Below are 3,285 nucleotides of genomic sequence, written 5' to 3' on the forward strand. Positions count from 1 at the left end.
ATAAGCATAACTCAGTCCTCTTTTTTGCCTTTTTGTTTCTGGAAAATCAAAACTCGCAAAATTTGGACTGAGTTTCTTTGACACTCCTACCATTTTGAAAAGTTATATAAAAGAACAAATTACAATCAATATACCTTAAGCCATATTTCCTTACTATCGTAGTGCGGCTTGCAAATTAATAACCTATTGAGATAAATACCTAACCAACCTATCAAAAATTAGACATAGTTAACATTTTAATAAAAAAGGCTATCAATGAATTGCATTGAATACTGCTTTATGATGATAATTACTATTAGTTTTATTAGTTCCTAAGCATTGTATTTTGTTACACTTTCTTTCCCAACGTAAAAATATTTACCTATTTTAAAATCGCTTTTTATCATCAATGCCTTTTCTTCAATCTTTTCCATTAATAAATAATTAGTCGAAAAATTGGATTCAACTTCATGTAATAACTCTCTCATTTTTAAATTTAGGCAGGATAAATTATAAAATAAACCTTATAAGGATAGACATGCAAAAGAAAACCTTGTTAAGAGACGTGAGATATCTATTTGTATTATCAGGCCCTATTATAATCACGCAGCTTGCCAGAACGGCAATGAGTGCTGTTGATGTTATTATGTCAGGCCACTATTCAACAAATGATCTGGCTGCTGTATCTCTGGGTAGTAGCATTTGGTTTCCTATCTTTATATTGGGTTATGGCGTTATTATTATGCTGTCTGCTGATGTTGCAGAACACAGATCTAATAATGATATCGAGGGCATAAAAGAGTGTACGAATAACTACATATCTGCCTCACTTATTTTATCGATACCTATTATTATCTTCCTATTATCTGCGGTTAAAATTCTATCATTCATTGGTGTTGATGAAACTGTTGTTAATATCACTGAAGGTTATATCATTGCCATGGCATTTGGTGTTCCCGGAGTAATGATATTCAATGTATTTCGTTCCCTGTTGCAGGGACTCGAAGATACAAAAGTTGCAATGTATATCTCCAGTTTGTCTTTTGTTATTAATATACCACTCAATTATGCTTTAATCTTTGGTAAATTTGGCATGCCAGAAATGGGAGGTGTAGGAGCAGGGATAACAACAGCAGTTGTCAATACACTCAGTGCAGTGCTACTTGTTGGATATTTTTTGTATAAGAAAGAATATGGTAAATACAAGTTTAAATTATCTCTTACCTTTAATGAAAAATTAAAGAAGGTGTTCGCTGTTGGTATTCCAAGTGGGTTAGCATTTTTTATTGAAATGATATTTATTGATATCATTGCATTTGGTATTGCTACTCTTGGCCCTGTGCATATTGCTGCAAATAATATTTTATTCATTATATCGGCTATAATGTTCACCGTTTGTGGTGGTTTTTGCTCTGCAACAACAGTGAAAATCAGTTACTTAAACGCTAAAAAAGATATTCAATCAACATTACGTTTTGGAGTTTTGGCCTTAATTATAGTTTCATTAATATCTTTTATATTGTGTGCTGTTTTCTATTTACATGCTGAATTTATTATTAGCTTATATACAAATGATATTCTGGTGATAAATACAGCCGTTGGCATTGCGTTATTTTTATGTATTTTCCACTTCTTTGATGCTATTCAGTCCATCATGTCGGGTATTTTTCGAGGATTACATGAAACCAAAATAGTCTTCTATATTCCTATCTTAGGTTATTGGTTTGTGGGGATCCCCTTGGGGTTTACATTAGGGTTAACTGATCTCATGACTGAAAGAATGGGTCTGATCGGTTTCTGGTATGGGCTTGTTTTTGGATTAATCATAAATGCGATAACACTTTCAATGATATTAAGAATGAAATTTAAAAAACTGGCAGTATAAATAGCATTAAGGGTCTATATCCAATGAATTTCGAGATGCAGCGCGGCGGCAAGAAAACAAACCCCAGAAGCATAGATAACTATGCAACTGGGGTGAGTGAAAATAACTTCTCTCTTTGAATTTACTGGGCTGTATAACCGCCATCAATTGCGTAAAAAGCCCCGGTCGTAAATGAGCTTTCGTCTGATAGCAAGAACGCTACCGTTTTCGCCACTTCTTCTCTGGTTGCCATACGCTTCATCGGATGGGTACTTGCCATCCATTCCCGGACTTCTGCGGATAACGTTTGCATATGCGGAGTATTGACATAACCCGGCCCAACCGCATTGATTCTGACACCTTTATCTGCAAACTCCAAAGCAGCCGAACGTGTTAAGCCAAGTACACCATGTTTAGTGGTTGTGTAAGGCGCTATTCCGGGAATACCTACAATGCCATTGGATGAAGAAAGGTTAACAATAGCCCCTCCCCCACTTTGGATGATGGCAGGAATACCGTATTTCAGTCCGAAAAAGGTTCCGCTGAGATTGGTGTTAATCACATCATTCCAGTCATCAATGGAGCAATCACAAATATTGATGCCATGCGGCCCCGTAATGCCAGCATTATTAACCAGCATATGCAATCCACCGAACTGTTCTACTGTATTGTCAATCAACGCCTTGATTGAAAGATGATCCCTGACATCCGCTTCCATTGGGATAACATATTGCCCTGTCGGATCTATCCGCTGTGCTGTCTGTCTGGCGCGGGAAAATTGACGTCCGGTAATAACCACCGTCGCTCCCCGATGAAATAATTCCTCAGCAATCCCTTCCCCTACGCCCGTTGTCGCTCCCGTTACAATTGCAATTTTTCCGTCAAAATAGTTCATTGTGGTTCTCCACGTGAATAACGTTTGATCCATTAAATATGGCAAAACCAGATATTAATTTCAGTTAATCACGTGAGATATTAATGCGATGCAATAAGTAATGAAGAGACTACCATCACTCCTTAACAATAACGAGTGCAAAAATTTTGGCTGAAAAATGAGAGGATTCTTTAACGATTAGGATTTTTTCAACGGCTTTACCAGCGAATCCAAACCTTCAATCTTGATCGCAAGGGTCATTTCCATTAATGCGCCCAGTTTTCCCTGCGGAAACTCCCCCTTACGGGCAAACCAAAGCAAATATTCCTCTGGCAAATCAATCAGCATTCTCCCCTTATACTTGCCAAATGGCATCGCTGTATTGGCTATCGCCAACAGATCTTCTTTGTTCATTATGTCGGCCTTATTTTCTTGCGGTAAAAAAGAACTCTACATAAATAAGTATCCCCCGGCATAGCCGGGGGTTTTTCATATGCGCCTATAAGGCTCTCTTACCAGCCGCGCCCTAACAGGCGCATCGCAATCTGACATTTGCATTCTATTGATT

General features: G+C 37.5%; 3 protein-coding genes. 1 reads left to right on the forward strand and 2 read right to left on the reverse strand.

All coding sequences use genetic code 11. From position 1 onward, the window contains the following. Window positions 1–517 precede the first annotated feature (517 nt). Window positions 518–1,864 carry an MATE family efflux transporter gene (locus tag AAC854_RS21810; RefSeq protein WP_340618929.1) on the forward strand — a complete coding sequence of 449 codons (1,347 nt, stop codon included), beginning with the start codon at window positions 518–520 and terminating at the stop codon, window positions 1,862–1,864. 121 nt (window positions 1,865–1,985) lie between these two features. Here AAC854_RS21810 and AAC854_RS21815 read toward each other — a convergent pair whose 3' ends face one another. Together AAC854_RS21815 and AAC854_RS21820 are read right to left on the reverse strand one after the other, a co-directional pair. Continuing rightward, window positions 1,986–2,738, reverse strand: coding sequence for an SDR family NAD(P)-dependent oxidoreductase (locus AAC854_RS21815; protein ID WP_340618930.1), 753 nt, complete (start codon window positions 2,736–2,738; stop codon window positions 1,986–1,988). A 177-nt stretch (window positions 2,739–2,915) separates the two neighbouring features. Next, the gene (locus AAC854_RS21820; protein ID WP_340618931.1) at window positions 2,916–3,131 is read right to left on the reverse strand and encodes a DUF3820 family protein; all 216 of its coding nucleotides are present in this window, start codon (window positions 3,129–3,131) and stop codon (window positions 2,916–2,918) included. Between the last annotated feature and the right edge of the window lie 154 nt (window positions 3,132–3,285).

It is taken from the genome of Xenorhabdus entomophaga (assembly GCF_037996725.1).
In the GTDB taxonomy this organism is placed as follows: domain Bacteria; phylum Pseudomonadota; class Gammaproteobacteria; order Enterobacterales; family Enterobacteriaceae; genus Xenorhabdus; species Xenorhabdus khoisanae.